17 protein-coding genes are annotated in these 22,834 nt (G+C 31.3%); 1 reads left to right on the forward strand and 16 read right to left on the reverse strand.

All coding sequences use genetic code 11. From position 1 onward, the window contains the following. The 12 genes from thrS to HMPREF3125_RS11630 form a co-directional block, all read right to left on the reverse strand. A complete protein-coding gene (gene thrS / locus HMPREF3125_RS11575; RefSeq protein WP_070453951.1) occupies positions 1–1,938 on the reverse strand; it encodes a threonine--tRNA ligase in 1,938 nt (645 codons plus the stop codon). 363 nt (positions 1,939–2,301) lie between these two features. Continuing rightward, positions 2,302–3,222, reverse strand: coding sequence for a primosomal protein DnaI (gene dnaI / locus HMPREF3125_RS11580; RefSeq protein WP_017638205.1), 921 nt, complete (start codon positions 3,220–3,222; stop codon positions 2,302–2,304). Further along, the gene (locus HMPREF3125_RS11585) at positions 3,223–4,605 is read right to left on the reverse strand and encodes a replication initiation and membrane attachment family protein (RefSeq protein ID WP_017638206.1); all 1,383 of its coding nucleotides are present in this window, start codon (positions 4,603–4,605) and stop codon (positions 3,223–3,225) included. Next, a complete protein-coding gene (gene nrdR, locus HMPREF3125_RS11590) occupies positions 4,606–5,076 on the reverse strand; it encodes a transcriptional regulator NrdR (RefSeq protein WP_070453953.1) in 471 nt (156 codons plus the stop codon). A 299-nt stretch (positions 5,077–5,375) separates the two neighbouring features. Next, entirely contained in the window at positions 5,376–6,401 is a 1,026-nt protein-coding gene (gene gap, locus HMPREF3125_RS11595; RefSeq protein WP_017638208.1) for a type I glyceraldehyde-3-phosphate dehydrogenase, read from the reverse strand. A 184-nt stretch (positions 6,402–6,585) separates the two neighbouring features. Continuing rightward, on the reverse strand, positions 6,586–7,188 hold the full coding sequence (gene coaE, locus HMPREF3125_RS11600; protein WP_017638209.1) for a dephospho-CoA kinase: 603 nt from the start codon (positions 7,186–7,188) through the stop codon (positions 6,586–6,588). 15 nt (positions 7,189–7,203) lie between these two features. Beyond that, positions 7,204–8,076, reverse strand: coding sequence for a bifunctional DNA-formamidopyrimidine glycosylase/DNA-(apurinic or apyrimidinic site) lyase (gene mutM, locus HMPREF3125_RS11605; RefSeq protein ID WP_017638210.1), 873 nt, complete (start codon positions 8,074–8,076; stop codon positions 7,204–7,206). Positions 8,077–8,090: 14 nt separating this feature from the next. Continuing rightward, the gene (gene polA / locus HMPREF3125_RS11610; protein WP_070453955.1) at positions 8,091–10,721 is read right to left on the reverse strand and encodes a DNA polymerase I; all 2,631 of its coding nucleotides are present in this window, start codon (positions 10,719–10,721) and stop codon (positions 8,091–8,093) included. Between the two features lie 158 nt (positions 10,722–10,879). Then, entirely contained in the window at positions 10,880–12,574 is a 1,695-nt protein-coding gene (pnpS, locus tag HMPREF3125_RS11615; RefSeq protein ID WP_070453957.1) for a two-component system histidine kinase PnpS, read from the reverse strand. Next, positions 12,574–13,284 carry a response regulator transcription factor gene (locus HMPREF3125_RS11620; protein ID WP_017638213.1) on the reverse strand — a complete coding sequence of 237 codons (711 nt, stop codon included), beginning with the start codon at positions 13,282–13,284 and terminating at the stop codon, positions 12,574–12,576. The genes pnpS and HMPREF3125_RS11620 overlap by 1 nt, the downstream gene beginning before the upstream one ends. 257 nt (positions 13,285–13,541) lie before the next feature. Then, positions 13,542–14,810: an NADP-dependent isocitrate dehydrogenase gene (gene icd, locus HMPREF3125_RS11625; RefSeq protein WP_070453960.1), complete on the reverse strand. Its 1,269-nt coding sequence runs from the start codon at positions 14,808–14,810 to the stop codon at positions 13,542–13,544. A 55-nt stretch (positions 14,811–14,865) separates the two neighbouring features. After that, positions 14,866–15,984 (reverse strand): citrate synthase, encoded by a 1,119-nt coding sequence (locus HMPREF3125_RS11630; protein WP_017638215.1) that lies wholly within the window; start codon positions 15,982–15,984, stop codon positions 14,866–14,868. Positions 15,985–16,332: 348 nt separating this feature from the next. Here HMPREF3125_RS11630 and HMPREF3125_RS11635 point away from each other — a divergent pair, with 348 nt between their 5' ends. Continuing rightward, positions 16,333–17,694 (forward strand): amino acid permease, encoded by a 1,362-nt coding sequence (locus tag HMPREF3125_RS11635; protein ID WP_017638216.1) that lies wholly within the window; start codon positions 16,333–16,335, stop codon positions 17,692–17,694. 196 nt (positions 17,695–17,890) lie between these two features. On the opposite strand, the gene pyk is transcribed toward HMPREF3125_RS11635, so the two are convergent. The 4 genes from pyk to accD form a co-directional block, all read right to left on the reverse strand. Beyond that, on the reverse strand, positions 17,891–19,648 hold the full coding sequence (gene pyk / locus HMPREF3125_RS11640; RefSeq protein WP_070453962.1) for a pyruvate kinase: 1,758 nt from the start codon (positions 19,646–19,648) through the stop codon (positions 17,891–17,893). A gap of 19 nt (positions 19,649–19,667) precedes the next feature. Next, on the reverse strand, positions 19,668–20,636 hold the full coding sequence (pfkA, locus tag HMPREF3125_RS11645) for a 6-phosphofructokinase (RefSeq protein WP_017638218.1): 969 nt from the start codon (positions 20,634–20,636) through the stop codon (positions 19,668–19,670). A gap of 179 nt (positions 20,637–20,815) precedes the next feature. Next, positions 20,816–21,760 (reverse strand): acetyl-CoA carboxylase carboxyltransferase subunit alpha, encoded by a 945-nt coding sequence (locus tag HMPREF3125_RS11650; protein WP_017638219.1) that lies wholly within the window; start codon positions 21,758–21,760, stop codon positions 20,816–20,818. Beyond that, the gene (gene accD, locus HMPREF3125_RS11655) at positions 21,760–22,617 is read right to left on the reverse strand and encodes an acetyl-CoA carboxylase, carboxyltransferase subunit beta (protein WP_070453963.1); all 858 of its coding nucleotides are present in this window, start codon (positions 22,615–22,617) and stop codon (positions 21,760–21,762) included. The genes HMPREF3125_RS11650 and accD overlap by 1 nt, the downstream gene beginning before the upstream one ends. Between the last annotated feature and the right edge of the window lie 217 nt (positions 22,618–22,834).

Here is a 22,834-nt window from a genome sequence, read left to right on the forward strand (position 1 = left end):
TTATCTATGTTTTTTCAAACGAATTTCATCAACTAAATTCCAAATGAATTCATCTTTTTCTAAAGTTTCTTGATCTTGTGAACCATATTGACGCACATTTACTTCTTTATTTTCTACTTCTTTATCTCCCACTACTATTTGGTAAGGGGTTTTTTGCATTTGTGCTTCACGAATTTTATATCCCATTTTTTCATTACGGTCATCGATTTCTACACGTACACCTTGAGATTTTAATTCGTCTTGAATTAATCTAGCATAGTCATAATGTAAATCAACATTTACTGGAATGATTTCTACTTGTTTAGGTGCTAACCATGTTGGGAACGCCCCTTTTGTTTCTTCTGTTAAGAATGCTACAAATCTTTCCATTGTAGATACAACACCACGGTGAATAACCACTGGTCTATGTTGTTCTCCATCTTGGCCAATATAAGTTAATTCAAAGCGTTCTGGCAATAAGAAGTCTAATTGTGCAGTTGATAAAGTTTCTTCTTTACCCATAGCTGTTTTAACTTGAACGTCTAATTTAGGACCATAGAATGCCGCTTCGCCAATTGCTTCTTCATAAGTAAGTCCTAACTCATCAGAAGCTTCTTTAATCATTTTTTCAGCTTTTACCCACATTTCGTCATCATCGAAATATTTTTCTTTATCTTCTGGATCACGATAACTTAATCTGAAAGTATAATCTTCAAATCCAAAATCTTTGTATACATCTTGAATTAAATTAACAACACGTTTAAATTCTTCTTTAATTTGGTCAGGTCTTACGAAAATATGAGCGTCATTTAATGTCATACCTCTTACACGTTGTAATCCAGATACTGCACCACTAGCTTCATATCTATGCATAGTACCTAATTCAGCAATACGAATTGGTAATTCACGATAAGAATGTGGTTTGTTATTATAAACCATCATATGGTGTGGGCAGTTCATAGGACGTAGTACCATTTCTTCTGTCTCATCTAATTTCATTGTTGGAAACATATCCTCTTGATAATGATCCCAGTGACCTGATGTTTTATATAAATCTACGTTAGCGATAACTGGTGTATAAACATGGTCATAGCCCATACTTACTTCTTTATCAACGATATATCTCTCGATTTCACGGCGAATTGTAGCACCATTTGGTAACCATAATGGTAAACCCGCACCTACAAGTTGATTATTTGCGAATAAGTCTAATTCTTTACCAATTTTACGGTGATCACGTTCGCGACGTTCTTCTAACATTTGAAGATGTGCTTTTAGATCTTTTTTATCGAAAAATGCTGTACCGTAGATACGTTGTAACATTTTATTGTTACTATCGCCACGCCAATATGCACCAGCTGTAGAAAGTAATTTGAATTCTTTAATTTTTGAAGTAGAAGGTACATGTACACCTCTACATAAATCAGTAAACTCGCCTTGAGAATATAATGTTACATTTTCATCCTCTGGAATCGCATCAATTAATTCTAACTTGTATGGATCGTCTTTGAAGAAATCTTTAGCTTCATCTCTTGATACAACTTTACGTTCTATTTTATGATTTTCATCCACTATTTGTTTCATTGTTTTTTCAATTTTTTCAAAATCGTCAGATGAGATTTTTTCTTCAGTATCAAAATCATAGTAGAATCCACCTTCAATAACTGGACCTACGCCAAATTTAACGTCACCATATAATCTTTTTAAAGCTTGTGCCATTAAATGAGCAGTTGAATGACGTAAAACTTCTAAAGCTTCTTCGCTACCTGGTGTTACAATTTCAATCTCACCATCTGTTTCTAATGGACGTGTTAAATCTACCATTTGCCCATTAAATTTTCCTGCTACTGCTTTTTTACGTAATCCAGGACTTATTGATTGCGCTATATCTTCTGTAGTAGTGCCTTTATCAAATGCTTTTGAATTGCCATCTGGGAATTGAATATTAATTTGATCCATACTATAACCTCCTAAAATATGAAAATCATATCGTTGACTTATTGAATAAATATCAAGTTGTAACGAATGTGAGAAAATAAAAAAATCCCGCCCCTAATACAGGGACGAGATCGTCGTGGTACCACCCTAGTTGAACGTCAAAATATAACCAAAAGATTACATTCAACGTCTTCTCTACATAAGATAACGGTCTTGAGCCGAGCATTCATTACAAATGCCATACATTAAAGTAGTAATAATTTAATATATTAACCATATTCTCATCAAGTAATGGCTTTCTGTGTAATAGTGATTAAATTATCTTATCTTCAACAGTTTCAACGATTTAGATTTAAGTCAATTATACAATATTATTTAAAAATATCAATTGTTTCTAAAGTTTTCTCCCTTTAAGAAATATGGTGTTGATAATGTTTTAATTCTTTCAATAATTCTAGCAGCCTTAGTTTTTTCAGCGCCTTCACGTGTCATTGATAAATGATGCTCTAATTCTTCATAACTTAAGTTTGAAGTGAAAAATGTAGGTAATTCATGAACCATTCTATAATGTAACAATGGTCCTATCACTTCATCTCTAACCCATGGCGTAACTTCTTCTGCTCCGATATCGTCTAACATTAAAATATTAGCTTCACGTATTCTTTGTAATTTTCTTTCATAACTACCATCTTTGAAACCACCTTTTAATGTTCTAATATATTCTGGCAGATAGACAATAGTAGATGGTACTTTTTTAGCCTTAAGTTGGTTAGCTATAGCACCTAGAATAAATGATTTTCCAGTACCAAAAGGACCATATAAATATAAACCTTTAACATCTTCGTTATTAATCAATTTTTTACAAATATCATTAACTTGCATTGCTAAGTCTAATCGATTACGTCCAGTCGTATAAATGTCTTTTATTTTAGCGTTTAATGTATCACGTTGCATATGATGTGATGTAATTAATTGAGAATTAAGACGTTCTTCATCATATTTAATTTTACAAGGACAAGGTAAATAACGAATTTTTATACGTTCATTTTCTACATATAATTCTGGTACATGACCTTTAACAAAATTTGGGCATTCGTTATAACTATGACCGTCATAATGTTTTTGTTGATCTTTATATTCTTGTAAAACATTTAAATCCTCATCAATAATAGCATTTGTTATCTCTGATTGATGTTCATTTAAAAATGTCTTAACGTCAGGATCATTAACTACTTGTTGACGTATTTTTGCAATTCTTTTTCCGAAATCTTTATTTGACCCAACAATTTGCTTAAAACTTTCCATCTAATCCTCCTCCCAATCTTTATTTAATTGTTCTAGAAATGCTTGTCGATCTTTTTCAAATTGATCATCAGTTTCATCTTTTGAATGTTCTGCAGCATTTGGATTGTCTCTTTCTTCTAACCATTTAGGTGTTTTTTCTCTAGAGACTAATTTACTTTTTCTATTATATCCTTGATAGGAATTAGATTTTGATTCATATGTTGGTTTAGGTTGGTTTACCTTCAAGGCATATTCATAAGCCTGTTTGGCTGTAGTAATCCCTTTTTTCTTCCAATTAGAAGCAATCTCAAAAATATACGATTTAGGTAATTTCATATCTTCTTTAAGCATTACGAATTGTAGCAAGATATTAATCACACCAAAATTCATTTTCTCTCTATGAATTAATTCTTCAATCATATTTTTTTGTGATAAAGTTGGTTCAGATTCTGACCAAGAAGCTAACATATCAATAGGACTTGTTTGTTCTAATAAATCTAACCAAGCATCTGTATCATTTTCAGGATCTTTATCTTCTTTATTTTGTGTTGCCGTATTGTTTTGTTTAATATTCTGATTTAGTTCTAATTTAGGTAATTGATTATCATGTTCTATTAAATAATATGAACGAGCTTGTTTACGCATTTCTTCAAATGATAATTGTTGTGCACTAGTAATCGAATTTAAAATAATATGTTTCATTGCATCTACTGTTAATCCATAAAGTGTTGCAAGTTGCATGATTAAAGCTTTAGCATCTTTAGTCACTATTTCACTTGAAATAAAATGATTATGCAACATGGATTTTAACATTTCAAAATCAAATGATTCATTCGATAAATCGATACCAGCATATTCTCCTGATTGAGGTATATTTTGAGTATCGACATCTATTATTTTATTAGGAACATGAAATACATCTGTAAATTTTCTTGTCGTTTGTTGATAATTCGATAAATCTTTATTTTCTTGTTCAAAATGCTTTTTTAAAATTTGATATCTTTTTTTATCAACCTCACTGTAAAGAAATACTGATAACATAGGATCATTAAAAAATTGATATGCAGAAGGAGGTTGGACAAGTTGATAAACAAAATGAGTTTGTTGTTCTTCATGCTTAACAAATGATTTCATTAATCCGATCGCTTCTAGTAAATCCATTTGATTTCTAAATTCTAATAAATTTTCTTTTAATTCGTTCATAATTACATAGTGAGTTAAAGCTTGTTCATTATCATTGGAAAATTGGTGCATAAAATGATATAAACCAATGGCTTGTTGTCCAATTAACGGTGTGAAAAGACGATTAAGTATCTCTAGATGTTGTGAATTTAAATGGAAATTTTGTATAACTTCAAAACTGTCTTGTGGTCTTAATCCAAATTCAAAGGATTGTAATCCCATTTATAAATCACTCCGTTTATTATCATTCAAAATCCCTTGCATTGAAGCTAATAATTGATCTATATCTTTAAATTCTTTATATACTGAAGCAAATCGAACATATGATACTTGATCAACATGCATAAGTAAATTCATAACATGTTCCCCTATTTCTCTTGATGATATTTCTGTGTGACCTTCATCTTTAAGTTGCCATTCAACTTTATTAGTTATATCTTCAAGTTGTTGATATCTTACAGGGCGTTTTTCACATGATCTAACCAAACCGTTTAATATTTTTTCCCTTAAAAATTGTTCTCTTGTTCCGTCTTTTTTTACTACAATTAAAGGACTTACCTCTATATGTTCAAATGTTGTGAATCTTGTACCACAATTTTCGCATTCTCTTCTTCGACGAATTGCATTTGCGTCGTCTGCGTGACGAGAATCGACTACTCTAGAATGCGTTGAATTACATTTTGGGCATTTCATAATTGTCACCCTTTTCTATTTTAATTATTCTCAATTATACTATAAAATCATACGTTAAAAAAGAAAGCGCATTTGAGATAAATGGTTCAAAATGTGTAACCTATTTTTAAAAAGTGGCTATATTAACTTAAAAATGAAAACAAATATACTTAAATTTCTCTTCATTTAACAATTTGTCTAATGAAAATAGAAACATCTAAATTATTATTCTAAAGCTTTCTATAAAAAATTAAAACTGCCAACCTAATCCTTATGTTTGGATTTGATTGACAGCTTCAATATATTTATTTTTACCAATTTTAAACCGCTTCTACTGCACTTTGTGAATCAATTAATTTACCAATTTGTTCAGCTACTTCAACAACTCTATTTGAGTAACCCCATTCATTATCATACCAAGCAATTACTTTAACTTTATTATCTCCCATAACCATTGTTGATTGTGCATCAATAACAGCAGAGTTTGGATTAGTATTGAAATCTACTGAAACAAGTGGTTCAGTTTCTACATCTAACACACCATCTAGATTAGCATTTTTGAAAGCTTGATTTACTTCATCAACAGTAACATTTTTTTCTAAATCTACAACTAAATCCACAAGTGATACGTTTTTAGTTGGTACTCTTAAAGCCATACCATGTAATTTACCTTCAACTTCAGGTAGCACTTCTTTTAATGCTTTTGCTGCACCAGTTGAAGTCGGAATGATACTTTCATTACATGAACGCGCTCTGCGTAAATCTTTATGTGGGTTATCAATATTTTTTTGATCATTCGTAATAGCGTGAACTGTAGTCATTAGACCATTTACTATACCAAATTCATCATTTAAAACTTTGGCAACTGGTCCGATACAATTTGTTGTACAAGATGCATTACTAAAGATGTCAAATTCATTTACGTCTAATTTATCGTCGTTGACACCTTTAACTATCATTTGTACATGTCCACCTTTAGAAGGTCCAGTTAATAATACTTTTTTAGCACCTGCATTAATGTGTGCGATTGCTTTATCACCATGATTAAATTTACCAGTCGCTTCGATGACAACATCTATATCTAAGTCTTTCCATGGTAAATTTTCAGGATTTCTATCTGAAACTAATTTAATGTCTTGGTCCTTATATCTAATACCATCCTCAATAGCTTCTACTTTTTCATTATATTTACCATGTGTTGTATCATAATTGATAAGATGTGCAATTGTTTCAGGTGGGTAACTAGCATTAATTGCCTTTACATTTAAGTTATCATTTTGTAAAGCAATTCTTAACACCATTCTACCAATTCTACCCATTCCATTAATTGCAATATTTGTCGCCATTTAAATCACCCCTTGATCATTTATTTATATGTTATACTTTATGGCATTAGTATAACATAATAACATCATTTTGAAAGCGTTTACTTAAACTTTACAAAATATTTTTATAATCATATGTAATAAGCAAACATTATCAAAATAAAAACTCAATGCCCTTAAAAGACATTGAGTTTAAAATGATAATTTACTTTTCTATGAAACCTTGTTCGCTAAGTAATTTCTCTAGATTTTGCTTTAATTCTAATTTATCTCCTAAATTATCAATGACATGGTCAGCCATTCTACTTTTTTTATCTATAGAAATTTGACTATAAACACGTGCTTTTGCTTCTTCTTGGGTTAAGTCATTTCGCTCCATTAAACGATCAATTTGAATACTTTCAGAAGTATAAACAAGCCATACTTCGTCTACAGTATCTTGTAATTCATTTTCAAATAGAAGCGGGATATCCATTATGACATTATGGCCTTCTTCAATATATTGTTGTTTCTTTTCATCCATAATTTCTCTAACAATCGGATGTACAATTTCATTTAGCACTAATCGTTGATCAGGATTATTAAAGACTAAGTCTCCCATATACTTCCTATCCATTTCACCATTTTCATCGATAGCTTCTTCTCCGAATGTTTCTCTTACCTTTTCTAAACCTGTTGTACCTTTAGCAACTGCTTCTCTTGCAGCTGTATCTGCATCAATCACTTTAAATCCAAATGCAGTTAATAATTCAGATACAGTAGATTTGCCTGATGCAATACCACCAGTAAGTCCTATTACTTTTGACATATTTTCACGCTTCCTTTATTTCTGACAAGTCGGGCAATAGTGACTATTTCTTGATGCAATGACTTCAGTTTCGATTGGATGCCCACATACCTTGCAATATTTTTGTTTGTATACATTAAGATGTAGCTGCATTTCACCTGTTTTTCCATCAGCATGTCGATAATCCGAAATGCTGGTACCACCGTATTTTATACCCTCATTTAGTACTGAACGAACATGATAAAATACCATTTCTTTTTCTTGGTCAGTTAAACTTTGAGTTAGTCGATGTGGTTTTATACCTGCTCTAAATAAAGCCTCACAAGCATAAATATTTCCACAACCAGAAATGACTTTATGATCTAGAATAACCTGTTTAATCGGTTTTTTAATATAACTTTTTTTATTTGTACAATCTAAAAAATGTTGTAATGCATCATCATCAAATGGTTCTGGAGCTATTTTTAAAAATGATGGATAGGACTCAAAACTGCTAACATTTCTTATCTCTCCAAAACGTCTTATATCTGAATAAACTAATTTTTTGCCATTGTTTAGTTCAAATATCACTTGCCAATGTTTTCGATAATTAGGTGCAGTAATTTGTTCTAAATCATCTACAATGAAGAATCCACCAGCCATACCTAAATGACTAATTAAAATACGATTCTCATCATTTTGTTGAATATAAAAGACGATGTATTTACTTCTTCTGTCGATTTTTATAATTTTATATCCTTCAGTTAAACGTTTAAAACTATCAAGTTCGATTCCCTTGATTATGGTTTCTCTACCATTCTTTTTTCCATTAATAACACTTTCTGAGAATTTTACTTTATCAATAATTGTATTAATGGCGTATGGTTCAATACCTCGTTTAACATGTTCTACCTCAGGTAATTCTGGCATATTAATACCTTCCTTTATTTTGCGTCATACCAAGTTTCACCATAACTAGAATCTACCTTTAAAGGCACATCTAAATCAAGTGCTGATTCCATAGTATCTTCAACAAATTGACTAAATGAATCTACTTCTTCTTTTGGTACTTCAAATATCAATTCATCGTGTACTTGCAATAATAATTTTGCGTGATAATTGGTTGACTGTACTTCTTCATCAAATTTAACCATTGCAAGTTTAATAATATCAGCAGCACTACCTTGGATTGGCGTATTCATAGCAGTTCTTTCCGCAAAACTTCTTAAATTGAAGTTACGGCTTGTAATATCTGGAATATATCTACGGCGATGTAATAGTGTTTCTACATAGCCTTGTGCTTTAGCATCTTTAACAATATCTGACATATATTGTTTCACACCAGGAAAACTATCTAAATAATCATCGATAAAGATTTTTGCTTTTTTACGAGTTATACCTAAACTTTGACTCAATCCGTAATCACTAATACCATAAACGATTCCGAAATTAACAGCTTTTGCTTGTCTTCTCATCAGACTGTCTACTTCGTCCGCTTCTACATCAAACACTTTCATAGCAGTCGCTGTATGAATATCATGTCCATTTATAAATGCTTCTTTCATACTTTCATCTTGAGTAATATGAGCTAGTACTCTTAATTCAATTTGTGAATAGTCGGCAGATAAAATAACACTATCAGATGACGTAGGTTTGAATGCTTTTCTAATTTTTCTACCTTCTTCTAGACGGACTGGTATATTTTGTAAATTAGGATCAATACTAGATAATCTTCCAGTTTGAGCTAATGTTTGATTAAAACGTGTATGAATACGTTTGTCATCACTGATTACTTTTTGTAACCCTTCAACATAAGTCGATTGTAACTTAGATAACTGGCGATAATCTAAAATATAATCGATTATTGGATGTTGCCCTTGTAATTGTTCTAAAACATCAACTGCAGTTGAATAGCCTGTTTTAGTTTTTTTAATTACTGGTAATTGAAGTGTCTCGAATAATACTACACCTAACTGTTTTGGTGAATTGATATTAAACTCTTCTCCAGCAGCTTCATGTATGTTTTTAATTAGTATATCTAATTTTTCTTGAATTTCTTTTTCCATTTGTTGTAAATCTTTTGCATCAGTATAAATACCTATTTCTTCCATTTGGCTTAAAATACGGGCTAAAGGTAATTCTATATCTGCTAAAAGAGATACTTGGTTGTATTCTTTTAACTGACTTTCCATTTCAGTTTTAGAGGCAAAAATAGCTTCTATAATCGATGCCACATGCTTATTAAGAATAGCATTGTCAGGAACATGATGCTTTTTACCTTTACCATAAATCGTTATATTATCTTGAACATAATGTTGACCGTAATGTGTAACTACTGAGTTCACATCGTCAATTGTTCTAGATGGATCTATAATATAACTCGCTAGCATTACGTCAAATTCAATATTTTGTATGTCAATGTTTAATCTATGAGCAACAACATAAGTTTTCTTAGCATCGTATACTATTTTCTTTGTATTAGGATTTTCCAACCATTGTACTAAATTTTTATATTGTGAAATTTCATTTGCATCAATAACAACATGTAAATCTCCAGTATGGAAACCAAACTTAAGGATATTATCTCTTAAGTAGTTACTATTTTCTAATTCAAAATGAATGGTTGCTTCTTCTAAATTTGAAAAATCAACATGTTCAAAATTTGGTTCAATATCAAATTCCTTATCTTTCTGTTCCTCAGTAGCCTCTACATCTCCAATATCTGCAAGTAGTTGCTTAAATTCTAGCTTTTTAAAGAGCTCAATTTTATCTGATTCATCTACTTCAGAATCCATTTTAGTATCTGCTAATTTAACTTCAATTGGACTTTCAATATTAATTGTAGCTAAATCTTTACTCATTAAAGCGTCTTCTTTACTATTTTCGAGCTTTTCTTTTAATTTTTTACCTGATACATCATCTAAATGATCGTATACACCTTCTACAGTATTAAATTGATTAAGTAGCTTAATCGCTGTCTTTTCACCAACACCTGCCACGCCTGGTATATTATCAGATGTATCACCCATTAAACCTTTCATATCAATAATTTGGTTAGGTGTTAAACCATTATATTTTTCTGCAATAAACTCTGGAGTATAATGATCAACATCTGTAACACCTTTTTTTGTATAGTAAATAGTTACATGATCAGTAGCAAGTTGAGTTAAATCTCGATCGCCGGTAATAATTATCGTTTCAAAGCCAGCTTCATCAGCTTCGCGGCTCAATGTTCCTATAATATCATCGACTTCATAATTTTCTAACTCATATCTTTTAATATGGTAAGCGTCCAATAATTGACGGATGTATGGGAATTGCTCACTTAGTTCTGCTGGCGTTTTTTGTCTTCCACCTTTATATTCACTATATTTAGAATGTCTGAAAGTTGTCTTTCCTGCGTCAAACGCCACTAAAAAGTGATTGGGTTGTTCTTCTTTTAGAATTTTCTCTAGTAACATTGCAAAGCCATATACTGCATTTGTATGTATGCCTGCCTTATTTGAAAGTAATGGCAAAGCATAGAATGCTCTAAAACTTAAACTATTACCATCAATTAATACTAATTTATTCACTATCTAAACCTCCAGCACATATTTAAATATATTTTATCATAAACAAGGTACTGTCAATAAATATTAAGTACCGTTATTCAGTTTCTGCTATTTCTACATATTAAAAAACATCCTAATATGAGCGTTAACCCACATTAGGATGTTTCATTATAATTGATTTAATCTTCATCAATAAAAGATACTTTAAATGTAGACCCTTTATTTAATTGACTATCAACACTAATTCTACCATTATGTGCTTCGACAATGTGTTTAGTTATAGATAAACCTAAACCAGTGCCTCCAGAATCTCTACTTCGAGCTTTATCTACTCTATAAAATCTTTCGAAAATATGCTTTTGTTCTTCCTGAGTAATTCCTATACCAAAATCTTGAATTTGTAAATTTACTTTCTTACCTTGACGATATACCTTTACAATTACTTCACTATCATTTGTTGAATAGTTAATTGCATTAGATAATAAATTAGTTATAACTTGAGCTATTTTATCTTCATTCGCTTTAAAAATAACATCATTTTCTATTTCTGGTATGATGTCGATATTTTTACTTTGTGCTTGATTTTGTAAATGTTCAATTGTTGTATAAGCTAGTTCAGAAAGATTTAAATAACTGGTTGCGATATCTGTTTGTTGCTCAATATGCGATAAGTCTAGTAAATCCATCACAAGTGACTCAATTCTATTTGATTCTTTTAAAATGATATTTAGGAACATATTTAATGATTCTTCATCATTTTTAGCGCCTTCTATTAGCGTTTCTGCAAACCCTTTAATTGAAGTGATAGGCGTTTTAAGTTCATGTGACACATTAGCAACAAATTCACGACGCAAATTCTCCAATTTTTGGATATTAGTAATATCATGTAATACAACTACCATACCTTGAAGTTTCTTTTTAGATTTTGAGAGTATCGGTACACAAGAAACATCAAAATACTTTGTATGTACGTTATTGATATCTACTTCAATTTGTTCATAAATAACTTTCTCTGTTCTAAAACTTTCTAGTATTAATTTCTCAATTGGATCGTTAATAAAACCAATATAACTTTTATTTTCAACACTTTGTTCAGGACTAAACACTTCATAATAAGCTGAATTAGCTACAACTATATCTCCATGTTTATCTATCATAAGTACAGAACTAGGAATGTTTTCTAAAGTTGTTTTCAGTCTATTAGATTGTATTTTTTGTCTGTTATTCAATTTTTGTAAACGTCTTGCGAGTTCATTTGTTGTAACAAATAATGCTTTTGTTTCTTTAACGTTACTTTCTGGTACACGTACATGATAATGGCCATCAGCTAAAAGAGAAGTTGCATAGGTTACTTCATTAATAGGTCTTATATATGTACGATGAATACTTCTACTTGCTAGATATTCAGTGATTAATACTATAATCCCTACAATTGATAAGTACTTCCACATTTCTTTTTGTAAATCTATTATTTCATCATTAATACCACTTATGTATACAGTTTTATCTCCAATTTGACTTTTAAATGTATATTTTAACCCTAGTTTTGTATTTTTATGAATTAAATTGGAAGGATTTGCTTCGTTATCTATCCGTCCATCTAATGAACTATTTTTATCAGTTGTAAAAATAGTTTTTTCATTTTTCTTAATGACAATTAAATTTTTTTGATTGTTTGCAATATTTTTAATTTCATTCTGTTTATCACTATTATACATACTAATATAGTTGCGTGATTCTTTTTCAAGTTCTTTAGTCTGACTTTGAGTTAATGTTTGATAAATCATGTTGTGGACAATAGCACCCAAACCTATAAAGCTAATGATTGTGATAGTACTAATTAAAAGTAATATGCGATGATAAAACTTTAACATTATCTTTTAGGACGCTCCAATTTATATCCTAATCCTCGTACAGTTTTAATTAATTTAGGTTGTTTAGGGTTTTCTTCTAATTTGTCTCTTAAATGACTAATATGAACATCAACGATACGTGAATCGCCAGCAAACTCATAATTCCACACAGAATTTAACATATGCTCTCTAGTGATTACTCGTCCTTGTCGTTCAATCAGATAAAGTAATAACTCAAATTCTTTAGGCGTTAATTCTAATAATTCATCATCTTTATAAACTTCAAAAAATTCTGGTCTAATTCGAATAGAGTCGATAATGATATCTTCCTCATCGCCTTCACTCTGTTCTATTTCATTTACAAATTGAGAGCGTCTTAAAATAGCCTTCACTCTTGCCACTACCTCTCTTGGTGAGAAAGGTTTAGTCATATAATCATCAGCACCAAGTTCTAAACCTAACACTCTATCAAATTCATCATCTTTAGCTGTTAGCATAAGAATAGGTACTAAATTTTTATCAGATCTAATCGTTTTACAAACCTCAATACCATCTTTTTTAGGTAACATAACATCTAATACAATTAAATCCGGTTGAGATGATTCAACTTTTTGTAATGCTTCTTCACCGTCATAGGCTACTTCTACTATGTATCCGGCTGTTTCTAAATTATATTTGAGTAAAGTAACGATTGATTGTTCATCGTCAACGACTAATACTTTTTGTGACATGGTGTGCCTCCCCGTTTAAATTACATGTTTATTATAACTGATGTTTAAATAGAAATAATATACCTATACATCAAATTTACATAAACTTAACAATTAAATTAATACAAAGCTTTTATTAAGCTAATATATGAAAAATATTGTCTTTTCATTAATTAAGCTATCATTTTTTTATAAGAAATGATATTAAAAACTAATAATTTACAAAATCTTAATAAAAAGACGAATTGGTTTCCCAATCCGTCTTTTCTTGTATCTTATTATTTTAAGTTTTTAATTAATTCATCAGCAAATTCTGAAGTTGAAACTTCTTTTGCACCATCCATTAAACGTGCAAAGTCATAAGTAACAATTTTAGAAGCAATTGTTGCTTCGATAGATTCTGTAATCTTATCAGCAGCTTCTTGCCAACCTAAATGTTCTAACATTAATACTGAACTTAATAATTCAGATGATGGATTTACTTTATTTAATCCAGCATATTTAGGAGCAGTACCATGTGTTGCTTCGAAAATAGCATGACCAGTTTCATAGTTAATGTTAGCGCCTGGTGCGATACCAATACCACCAACTTGTGCAGCTAATGCATCTGAAATATAGTCACCGTTTAAGTTCATTGTAGCAACTACTTCATGTTCTGAAGGACGAGTTAAAATTTGTTGTAAGAAGATATCAGCGATTGAATCTTTAACAATAATTTTACCTTCTTGTTCCGCTTTTGATTGTGCTTCATTAGCAGCGTCTTTACCTTCTTTTTCAACAATTTTATCATATTGTTGCCAAGTAAATACTTGATCACCAAATTCGTTATGAGCTAAATCATAACCCCATTGTTTGAATGAACCTTCAGTGAATTTCATGATATTACCTTTATGAACTAAAGTTACTGCTTTACGATTATTATCGATAGCGTATTGAATCGCCGCTCTTACTAATCTTTCAGTACCTTCTTTTGAAACTGGTTTAATACCAATACCTGAAGTTTCAGGGAAACGAATATTTGTTGCGCCCATTTCGTCTTGTAAGAAATCAATTACTTTTTTAACTTCTGGAGTACCTTCTTTAAATTCAATACCAGCATAAATATCTTCTGTATTTTCACGGAAAATAACCATATCAACATCTTGTGGACGTTTAACTGGTGATGGTACACCTTGGAACCAACGTACAGGACGTAAGCATGTAAATAAATCTAACTCTTGTCTTAAAGCAACGTTTAATGAACGAATACCTCCGCCGATTGGAGTTGTTAAAGGACCTTTAACAGCAATTAAATATTCTTTAATTGTATCTAAAGTTTCTTTAGGTAACCATTCTCCAGTATTGTCATATGCTTTTTGTCCAGCTAGTACTTCTTTCCACTCAATACGTTTTTCACCGTTATAAGCTTTTTCAACTGCTGCGTCAATCACGCGGCTAGCTGCATTCCAAATATCTGGTCCGATTCCGTCACCAATAATAAACGGAATAATTGGTTCGTTAGGTACATTTAAACCGTCGTTAGTTTTAGTAATTTTTTCTGCTGTCATACATTTGACCTCCAAGTAATTTTAATAAAATTCATTTTACAATATAAATGATTAATTATCTTTCTTCAATAGGTAGATATTTGCGATCAGTTTCACCAATATAATTAGCTCTTGGACGCATAATTCTATTATCTCTATATTGTTCTAAGATATGCGCAATCCAGCCTGATGTACGACTTACTGCGAAAATTGGTGTGAATAAGTCATGTGGAATATCCATACTGTGATATACAGTAGCACTAAAGAAGTCAACATTTGGAATTAATCCTTTTTCTTCTTTAATACGTTTTTCAATAGCTAATGACATTTCATATAATTCACTTTTACCAGTTTCTTCAGTGATTTTTCTACTCATTTCGCGTAAATATTTGGCACGTGGATCTCCTTCTTTATATACACGGTGACCAAATCCCATAATTTTTTCTTTATTAGCAAATTTTTCATCTAAATACTTGTCTACATTATCTAAAGAACCTACTTCTTGTAACATTGCCATTACACGTTCATTAGCACCACCATGTAAAGGTCCTTTTAATGAACCTACAGCAGCAACAATACCAGAATACATATCTGATAATGAAGATACTGCACAACGAGCAGTAAATGCAGATGCGTTTAACTCATGATCAGCATGTAAGATTAATGCTTTATTAAATGCTTCTTCTTCGATATCTGTAGGTAGTTCACCTTTAAGCATATATAAGAAGTTCGCTGCATAACTTAAATCAGAATTTGGTTTAAGTGGTTCTTTACCTTCACGTACTCGTGAAAATGCAGTTACTAATGAAGCTACTTTTGCTTGAATACGAATAGCTCTTTCATATTTCTTATCATCAGATTCATCTTCAGCATCTGGATCAAAATGAGCAATGTATGAAACTGAAGTACGTAAAGCTGTCATTGGATGTACTTTATCAGTTACATATTCTTCAAAGTGTTTGTATACTCTTGGATTTAGAGTCATATACTCATATAATTTAGACTTAAGTTCTTGTAGTTCTTCTTTATTTGGAAGTCTATAATTCCATAATAAAAAAATAATTTCTTCGAATTGGGCATTTTCAGCAAGATCATCAATATCATATCCTGCATAAGTTAATTGGCTATCTATAATTGAACTGATTTTAGTTTCAGCTGCAATTACCCCTTCCAAACCTCTTTGTAATTCTGCCATGATAAATTTCCCCTTTACTATTTCTTTATGAAATGGCTTTCAAATAGTATTATAGCTAATTATTAAGATTTTGTGAAACAAATAAATCTCTTAAATCATGAATAATTACTATTGCCCAATGGTTTCACTATGGTCGAATAGCTCTTGAAATGGCTTTATATCAGTATTTCAAAACATAAATTTGTATGAGATTCTAAATAGATAAGAAAGTTTTTATTTGGTTATCGTGTATGATTACAAATTTCTAATTATAAGGCAGTGTATTTCGACACTTTTTTATTAAATGAATTGTATAAAAACCAATATAAGTGCATAATATAATTATATAAAAAGTAAGGGAGAGGTCTTATGGCTGAAAATCTACAAAGAGAATTGAGCAATCGTCATGTGCAATTAATTGCCATCGGTGGCGCTATTGGGACAGGATTATTCCTGGGTGCTGGACAAACGATTGCTATGACGGGTCCCTCAATATTACTCACGTATATCTTTATTGGATTCATGCTTTTCATGTTTATGCGTGGGTTAGGCGAAATTATAATTCAAAATACTAATTTTAAATCTTTTGCAGACGTAACTAACAAATACATTGGACCATTTGCTGGATTTGTTACAGGTTGGACTTATTGGCTATGTTGGATTATAACAGGTATGGCAGAAGTAACTGCTGTAGCTAAATATGTTAGTTTTTGGTTCCCTGCAGTTCCCAATTGGATAAGCGCATTATTTTGCGTTTTAGTTCTAATGTCATTTAACTTGCTTAGTGCTAAATTATTTGGAGAATTAGAATTTTGGTTCTCTATCATTAAAATCGTCACTATTTTAGGTTTAATTGTTGTAGGTGCCGTCATGATTTTATTTGCATACAAAACTCAGTTTGGTCATGCAAGTTTAACTAATTTATATAGTCATGGAATATTCCCTAAAGGTGCATCAGGCTTCTTTATGTCATTCCAAATGGCAGTATTCTCTTTCGTTGGTATAGAAATGATAGGTGTAACTGCTGGTGAAACAAAAGATCCTGAATCAACAATTCCTAAGGCAATAAATAGTGTACCTATTCGTATTCTAGTATTTTACGTAGGTGCCCTAGCTGTTATCATGTCAATTATTCCTTGGGATAAGGTTGATCCTGATAACAGTCCATTCGTTAAGTTATTTACTTTAATTGGTATTCCATTTGCAGCTGGATTAATCAACTTTGTAGTATTAACTGCAGCAGCGTCATCTTGTAATAGTGGTATATTCTCAAATAGTAGAATGTTATTTGGTTTATCAGATAAAAAGCAAGCGCCACCTGCTTTTAGTAAAACTAATAAAAATGGTGTGCCTCATGTAGCAATCATTGGTTCATCAGCATTATTACTAATTGCAGCATTATTAAATTATATCTTCCCAGATGCAACATTAGTATTTACTTATGTTACTACTTTATCGACTGTATTATTCTTAATCGTATGGGCATTAATTATTGTCGCTTATATTAATTACAGTAGAAAGAATCCAAAATTACATAAAGAATCTATATATAAATTACCTGGTGGTAAATATATGGGCTATGTGATTTTAATATTCTTCATCTTAGTATTTGGGTTATTATTTGTTAATGAAACAACTAGACGTGCAATTTACTTAACGCCTTTATGGTTCATATTGTTAGGTTTCATGTATTGGAGATATAAAAAAGAATCTCAAAAACTGAATGATTAATTTATCATTGAGTTGAGTTTTAAACTTAAAAGAGTCAGTAAATGAGTTTTATAAATTCATTTACTGACTTTTTTGTATAATTATTTTATTTTAATTTACCTATACATATTAAAAAGGATCGTAACTACCAAGTTAAAATACTTAGTTGTTACAATCCTTTTTGCATTTTCAATTATCTAGACGATAACTTTATATATTATAGTACGTTAGCATAACCTTCGAATACTTTACCGTTTGCAGCATCTACAGTAACTAACATATCATTTTTAATTTCTTTAGTAGCATTTTCAACACCTACAACTGTTGGAATACCTTTTTCAAGGCCAACGATTGCACTAGGTGATGTAATACCATTTTCTTCTGTAATTAAACCGATAGCTTGGTCTACATATGGTACTAATGTTTCATCTACAGAGTTTGTAACGATGATTTTGTCGCTTAAATCAACATCTTTTAAATCACTTGCTGAATCAGCAACAATAGCAGTACCTACAACTGATCCACGGCCAACACCTTGCCCTTTAGCAATTTCGTCACCAACTAAATGGATTTTCATCATATTTGTTGTACCTTTTTCACCTGTTGGAACACCTGCAGTAATAATGATTAAGTCACCATTTTGTACTCTTTCTGTTTCAACAGCAGTTGCTACTGCATTATTTAATAATGCATCTGTGTTCTTACGTCCTTCTTTAACTACAGGATAAACACCCCATACAATCGCACATTGACGAGCTGTTTTTTCACTAGGAGTAACAGCAATAATATCTGAATGTGGACGATATTTAGAAATAGTACGTGCAGTTGAACCACTTTCTGTTGCAGCTACAATTGCTTTAACATTTAAGTTTAGAGCTGTATGAGCTACTGAAATACCAATAGCATTTACTAGTGAAGTTTCAACTAATTTAGTTCTATCAGATAATAATTTTTTATAATCTTGTGCTGCTTCTGCAGATACTGCAATGTTTCTCATAGTTTTAACTGCTTCTTCAGGATATAAACCTGCAGCTGTTTCACCAGATAACATTACTGCGTCTGTACCATCATAAATAGCATTTGCAACGTCACTAGCTTCTGCACGTGTTGCACGTGGGTTACGTTGCATTGAATCTAACATTTGTGTTGCAGTAATAACTGGTTTACCTAATTTGTTACATTTTCTAATTAAATCTTTTTGAACCATAGGTACTTTTTCAGGTGGAATTTCAACACCCATGTCACCACGAGCAACCATTAAACCATCAGATACTTCAAGAATTTCTTCAATATTGTCAATACCTTCTTGGTTTTCAATTTTAGGGAAGATTGTAATATTAGCTTTTTCTTGTTCTAAGATTTCACGGATATCTAATACGTCACTTGGACGACGAACAAAGCTTGCTGCGATAAAGTCTACATCTTCTTTGATACCGAATCTAATATCATCAGCATCTTTATCAGTGATACCTGGTAAATTTACTTTAACACCTGGTAAGTTAACACCTTTTTTATTTTTTAGTTCACCAGTGTTTAAAATGTCACATTTTACTTCACCATTATCATGATCAATATCTTTAACTTGTAATTCTACTAAACCATCGTCTAATAAAATGTATGATCCTACTTGTACATCATTAATTAAGTTGTCGTAAGTTACAGAGAACTTTTTAGGTGTACCTTCTACTTCACTCATACTTACAATAACTTCTTTACCTTTTTCTAATTCGATAACGCCATCTTTCATGTTATGAGTACGAATTTCTGGTCCTTTAGTATCTAAAAGAATAGCTACAGTTTTATTTAAACGTTTAGCCACTTTACGAATTGTATCAATTCTACCTTTATGTTCTTCATGACTACCATGTGAAAAGTTTAAACGTGCCACGTTCATACCAGCGTTAATTAATTTTTCAATCATTTCTTCTGATTCAGATGCTGGTCCAATAGTACATACAATTTTAGTTTTTCTCATTTTATAATCCTCCTGAAATTTATATAGATAACTCTTTAGCTAGTTGGTAAATTTGTTTATCAAATTTATGATCAGAATGACCAAAGATTTCATCAAATGGTGTCGCAGTTAATTGGTTATGTTTAATACCAACACCTTTAGCTGTTTCACCACTCATTAATAATTCAACCGCATGTCCACCTAATCGTGATGCTAATACACGATCAGCACCAGATGGGCTACCGCCACGTTGAATGTGACCCAATACTGACACTCTAGTATCAATATTTATATATTTACTTAATTCTTCAGCACATTCTTGTCCGCTCATACAACCTTCAGCAACCATAACGATTGAATGTTTTTTACCTCGTTTAATTCCTTGTTCAATCTTCTCAGCCACTTCTTTAATTTCTGTATTAACTTCTGGTACAACAATTGTTTCTGCACCAACAGATAAGCCAGCCCAAAGTGCTAAGTCACCACAATCACGTCCCATTACTTCAACGATAAATGTTCTAGCATGACTTGAAGCTGTATCTCTAATTTTATCGACTGAATCAATAATTGTATTAAGCGCAGTATCAAATCCAATAGTAAAGTCAGTACCGTTAATATCATTATCAATCGTTCCAGGAATACCGATTGTTTGTATTTCTTTACACTCTTCGCTAATGCGTTGAGCACCACGGTAACTTCCGTCTCCACCGATTACTACTAAACCTTCAATTTCTCTTTTACGTAGATTCTCGATTGCTACTTTACGTACATCTTCTTCTTTGAATTCTGGACATCTTGCTGAGAATAAGAATGTCCCACCACGTTGAATTGTATCTCCAACTGAGCCTAATTCAAGTTTATGAATATCGTCTTCAACTAAACCTTGATAACCATGATATACACCATAAACTTCAATATTATTGTAAATTGCTGTACGTACAACTGCTCTAACAGCAGCATTCATCCCCGGTGAATCTCCACCGCTAGTCAAAACTGCAATTTTCTTCATGACGACATACCTTCCTATATCTAGTTTTATCTTCAACTCTAAATTACCATAAATTTTTTACTTCTTCCATCAAAAGAAAGTACTTATGTAGATGTAAACGTTTTTAATTATGAATTTTATATTAACAATAATAAAAATAGAGCAATAGTCTTCATTTTAACTATCACTCTATCTAATATTTATTCTACATAAGATCCAATATTTCTAAATTTATTAAAACGATCTTCTGCTAATTCATCTTTATTAAGTTTTTCTAATTCATCTAAATGTGCCACAAAAGCCTCTTTAATAGTTTGAGCTTGTTCTTCAACTTCTTTGTGCGCACCGCCTAAAGGTTCTTTAATTACGTCATCTATAACATCAAGTTGGTGTAAATCATTCGCCGTAATTTTCATTGTTTCTGCAGCTATTTTGGCTAAATTGCTATCTTTCCATAATAATGCAGCAGCTCCTTCAGGAGATATAACAGAGTATGTACTATTTTCAAGCATTAATACTCTATTAGCAATACCGATACCTAGCGCACCACCACTACCACCTTCACCGATGACTATTGCAATGACAGGCACTTTGAGTGAGGCCATCTCAATCAAATTGGTAGCAATTGATTCACTTTGTCCTCTTTCTTCTGCTGCTTTACCAGGATACGCTCCTTTAGTATCAATAAATGTAAAAATAGGTCTGTTAAATTTTTCTGCTTGTTTCATCAAGCGTAATGCTTTTCGATAGCCTTCTGGATGTGCCATACCAAAATTACGATAAATATTATCTTTGGTATCTTTACCTCTTTGCTGTCCAACTACAGTAACAGCTTTACCATTTAAATAACCAATACCACCAATCATTGCTGGGTCATCTCTAAAATTACGATCGCCATGTAATTCTATAAATGAATCAAAAATCTTTGGTATATAATCTAATGACGTAGGTCTTTCTTGCAACCTTGCAATTTGAACTCTATCCCACGGTTTCAAATTTGTATACACTTTTTTAGTTTCGCGTTCTAAAGAAGCTTCTAACATATCGATTTCTTCTTGCAAATCAACATCGTTTTTTTCTTGAGATTCTTTTAATGAATCAATTTTCTTTCTTATTTCAAAAAGTGGCTTTTCAAAATCAAGCATTAGTTTCTCACCTCTTGATGTAGATTTAAAATATTAGCAAGTGTAGTTCTCATATCTTTTCGATGTATCACTTTATCTAGTTGACCATGCTCTAATAAAAATTCTGCTGTTTGGAAATCTTCAGGTAATTTTTCATTAATTGTTTGTTCAATTACTCGACGTCCTGCAAAGCCTATTAGTGCTTTTGGTTCACTTAGATTGATATCACCAACTGATGCAAAACTAGCAGATACACCACCTGTAGTAGGATTAGTGATATAAGAAATATAAAGTAAACCTGCATCTGAATGTTTCTTTAGTGAAACACTTGTTTTACCCATTTGCATTAAAGAAATAATACCCTCTTGCATACGGGCACCACCACTGGCAGAGAATAAAATAAATGGTAAACGTTGTTCTGTGCAAAAATCAATAATTCGACAAATCTTCTCACCAACAACTGACCCCATACTTCCCATTCTAAAACGAGCATCCATAACTGCCACACCATACTTAACACCATCTAATTCGGCAGTACCTGTTACTACAGCTTCATTTAAGTCAGTTTTTTTCTGATCTTTTTCAATTTTTTCAATGTATCCAGGGAAATCTAATGGATTTGCAGAAGTCATCCCTTTATCAAATTCATTAAATGTACCTTCATCAGAAATCGCTTCAATGCGTTTATATGCAGATAAAGAAATATGATGGTCACAATTAAAGCATACATTTAGGTTTTCATCTAATTCTTTGGTATACATAATTTTTTTACATTTTGGACATTTAGTCATGATTCCTGCTGGTACGTCATTTTGTTTTGAGTCTTGAACCGTTAAATATTTCTTTTTCTTTGTTCGATTAAAAAAATCTTTAAACATAGGGAAACCTCCAAAAACCTTTGACCCTTATTAGGCTTAATTTTTTCATGTAGATTATATTGTTATGTATAAAATGAATAAATTATAACAAAAGTGAGAGAGAAAAATATAAAACTACTTTTGAATATGATTAGGTATATTATCATCTTTAACCTAGTTAAAACGATACCGTTTTACATTTTTCTTAAAACATATACAACTATTTTTTTAGTATGAC

The sequence above is a fragment of the Staphylococcus sp. HMSC13A10 genome (assembly GCF_001808005.1).
Classification (GTDB): domain Bacteria; phylum Bacillota; class Bacilli; order Staphylococcales; family Staphylococcaceae; genus Staphylococcus; species Staphylococcus pasteuri.

What these genes read in the sequence shown, in the direction of transcription:
- accD (WP_070453963.1), bottom strand. Translation starts at nt 22,617, where the DNA reads ATGTTTAAAGATTTTTTTAATCGAACAAAGAAAAAGAAATATTTAACG.
- nrdR (WP_070453953.1), bottom strand. Translation starts at nt 5,076, where the DNA reads ATGAAATGCCCAAAATGTAATTCAACGCATTCTAGAGTAGTCGATTCT.
- pnpS (WP_070453957.1), bottom strand. Translation starts at nt 12,574, where the DNA reads ATGTTAAAGTTTTATCATCGCATATTACTTTTAATTAGTACTATCACA.
- HMPREF3125_RS11620 (WP_017638213.1), bottom strand. Translation starts at nt 13,284, where the DNA reads ATGTCACAAAAAGTATTAGTCGTTGACGATGAACAATCAATCGTTACT.
- pyk (WP_070453962.1), bottom strand. Translation starts at nt 19,648, where the DNA reads ATGAGAAAAACTAAAATTGTATGTACTATTGGACCAGCATCTGAATCA.
- HMPREF3125_RS11650 (WP_017638219.1), bottom strand. Translation starts at nt 21,760, where the DNA reads ATGCTTGATTTTGAAAAGCCACTTTTTGAAATAAGAAAGAAAATTGAT.
- HMPREF3125_RS11630 (WP_017638215.1), bottom strand. Translation starts at nt 15,984, where the DNA reads ATGGCAGAATTACAAAGAGGTTTGGAAGGGGTAATTGCAGCTGAAACT.
- thrS (WP_070453951.1), bottom strand. Translation starts at nt 1,938, where the DNA reads ATGGATCAAATTAATATTCAATTCCCAGATGGCAATTCAAAAGCATTT.
- icd (WP_070453960.1), bottom strand. Translation starts at nt 14,810, where the DNA reads ATGACAGCAGAAAAAATTACTAAAACTAACGACGGTTTAAATGTACCT.
- mutM (WP_017638210.1), bottom strand. Translation starts at nt 8,076, where the DNA reads ATGCCAGAATTACCTGAGGTAGAACATGTTAAACGAGGTATTGAACCA.
- HMPREF3125_RS11635 (WP_017638216.1), top strand. Translation starts at nt 16,333, where the DNA reads ATGGCTGAAAATCTACAAAGAGAATTGAGCAATCGTCATGTGCAATTA.
- pfkA (WP_017638218.1), bottom strand. Translation starts at nt 20,636, where the DNA reads ATGAAGAAAATTGCAGTTTTGACTAGCGGTGGAGATTCACCGGGGATG.
- dnaI (WP_017638205.1), bottom strand. Translation starts at nt 3,222, where the DNA reads ATGGAAAGTTTTAAGCAAATTGTTGGGTCAAATAAAGATTTCGGAAAA.
- HMPREF3125_RS11585 (WP_017638206.1), bottom strand. Translation starts at nt 4,605, where the DNA reads ATGGGATTACAATCCTTTGAATTTGGATTAAGACCACAAGACAGTTTT.
- coaE (WP_017638209.1), bottom strand. Translation starts at nt 7,188, where the DNA reads ATGTCAAAAGTAATAGGACTTACTGGTGGTATTGCATCAGGCAAATCT.
- gap (WP_017638208.1), bottom strand. Translation starts at nt 6,401, where the DNA reads ATGGCGACAAATATTGCAATTAATGGAATGGGTAGAATTGGTAGAATG.